This window comes from Psychromonas sp., assembly GCF_983033635.1.
In genome coordinates this window covers 1-2472 of record NZ_CEZLMY010000130.1, presented here as the reverse complement: position 1 = coordinate 2472, position 2472 = coordinate 1, and the positions used below count along the sequence as shown (strand labels likewise).

Below are 2472 nucleotides of genomic sequence, written 5' to 3'. Positions count from 1 at the left end.
ATATCATTGAAAATATTTAAAGATTTTTATTTATAATTACGGACGTTGGGGCCTCTGCCATTTTCTGGCCCACTCTCGGAAAGAAGCTAGCGTGGGGATTTTTGCTAGCTGAGGCGTATATGGGGAACAAAACGAATTAAGGGATGAACCGCAACCAATAATTTAGAGCCACCATTTTAACTTTAAATTTCTTACTTTGTATAAAGTCACCTAGTTGATCTGCAATACTTGTTTCATGTTTTTGTAATACTCCAACCTTCATAATGTAACTCGGGTTGTGTAAAGCCTAACTGTATTTCGGGGTAATTGTTATTTTCCGAGTTTCAATTGTTCAACTTTTGTATTGAGTGCTTGTTCATTGACCTGCAATAAATTGGCGAATAAGGATTTTACCGATTCCAGATAATGGTTTGTTGCTACTTTATGCTCAATTTTTTGATCATAGTTGGCGAAGAACAATTTGGGTTGTGCGGCCGGCATGCTTACCATACCAAATAACATGTTGGTAATTTCTGACGCATTCATGCCCTTCAGATAGCCTTTATCACAGCAGTTTTCAATTAATGTACGCAGGTCTTTGTTGGCGAATAGAAATTGGTTAAAGAAATAATCAAAGTGTATCTGTTTGCCCAAACTGAACTGAATAATAAGTTTTATGATTAATGGATTATCTACCAGGTTATCGAGCATTTGAGATATCATCAAATACGTTGCATCATTCGCAGGGAAGTTGTGCTGAAAATAATCATTTAATTGTATTCGCTCATTCATTACTTCGGCCATTATCTGGTCAGCCACTGCATACCAGACTTGTTCTTTATTACCAAAATGATGACGGATCAATCCATGGCTAACCTGCGCTTCAATGGCTAAGTTCCGTATGCTGGCTTTGTCATAGCCCTGTTCAGCAAAAAGTTGCTTGGCGCATTCTAAAATTCGTTGTTTAGTGATGTCTTGTTGCTTCATATTAACGATACTTCTTTAGTTGGCTCTTAAGGTAAATATGATTAACACGATGTTTTGAGTGTAAATTTATTTTATCGTCAAAACACTTAAATAATCATACTAGTAGAGTATTAAAGGGATTGTACTGAGCAAACACCAATAACTGAAGTCTTAAAATTAATTAATATTACTGAAGTTTGCCGCAGCAAGCAGTTTTGCAGGCGAGTGCCTGCGATTGCGCCTTTTGAGTTGCTGATGTTGTCATTCATGACAGGTTTTGATGACAATTATCTTCAAAAATACCGCTTGAAGATTATCGAAACGCCTCAACATTTTTTATTTTTAGTTCAATTATTATCAAGTAAGTATCTATTTACAAATCATCTCTAATAGCATTTTCTTGCTTTGGCACAGAATTAATGCCTGATGTATAACCCTCTAGGTGATTGTTCTAAATAGTTAATTCAGTACTGTCCTCTATTTTGGTGTACGTCCCATGCTGTATGCTCTCCACTTTTTAGTTACTATACACTTGTATAATCATGCGTTGTAGTTATAATCGCTATACAGTCGTATAGCCATATTGTTTCCTCCGCTTGGAGATATTTATAAAGAGACATGGCAATTTAATAGTAGAGGTTCTTTATGTGGAAATTTAAATCGCTTGTTAATGTACCAATTATGTTGGTCACGAGCGTACTCATTGTCAGCGGGTGCTCTGACGAAACACCGGTGAAAAGTCAAAGCAAGCTAGTTAAGACTGTCAGAATTAATGACTATGAAGCGTTTGAGAAGCGCCAGTTTACTGGCCAGATTAGAGGCGTTGATGAAATTAATTTGATGTTTCGGGTTGGTGGCCCTTTGGTTAAGTATCCGGTTAATGTTGGTGATGAAGTTATTGCAGGGGATGTGCTCGCTCAGATAGATCCGCATGGATTTAATGTGAAAATAAATCAACTTAAAGGGCAGTTATCGACAGCGCACGCTGCGATGACCTTAGCAGACGCAGAATACCTGCGAGCCAATAAAGTCCATAAAATAAATAGTCAGCTGATCAGTGATGCTGATCTTGATCGTCGCAAGGCCGCACTTGATACCGCGAAAGGTCAGGTAAGAACATTGGAAGCTGGTCTGCGAAATGCCCAAGATGCACTGTCCTACACCGAGCTGAAAGCGCCATTTGCAGGTCGGGTGGTTGCTACCTATGTCGATAATTTTGAATACGTTAGTCCACAGCAGCCCATTGTGAAAATTGTTTCGCTGAATGATCTTGAAGTTGTTATCGATGTGCCTGAATCATTGATTTCTACTGTCAGCGATGTCCAGGACATAAAAGTGACCTTCCCCAATTTATCCGATCTTGAGGTGCCAGGCAGAATCACCGAAGTAGGCAGTGAAGCTTCCTTTCGCACCCGAACCTATCCAGTGACAGTGAACGTGACGAAACCTGAGGGGGTTGAAATTCTTGCAGGCATGACAGTGTCTGTCAGCGGCCGTGTAGCTCGAAAAGAGATTGATAACCAAAAA

The 2472-nt window shown here is 39.2% G+C and carries 2 protein-coding genes; one reads left to right on the top strand and one right to left on the bottom strand.

Annotated elements, in window-relative coordinates; all coding sequences use genetic code 11:
• Nucleotides 1–309 precede the first annotated feature (309 nt).
• On the bottom strand, nt 310–966 hold the full coding sequence (locus tag AC4GME_RS14130; protein ID WP_490377343.1) for a TetR/AcrR family transcriptional regulator: 657 nt from the start codon (nt 964–966) through the stop codon (nt 310–312).
• Nucleotides 967–1677: 711 nt separating this feature from the next.
• Between AC4GME_RS14130 and AC4GME_RS14125 the strand changes: the two genes are divergently transcribed.
• Nucleotides 1678–2472, top strand: a 795-nt coding sequence (locus AC4GME_RS14125; RefSeq protein ID WP_490379625.1) for an efflux RND transporter periplasmic adaptor subunit, incomplete at its 3' end; no start/stop codon positions are given.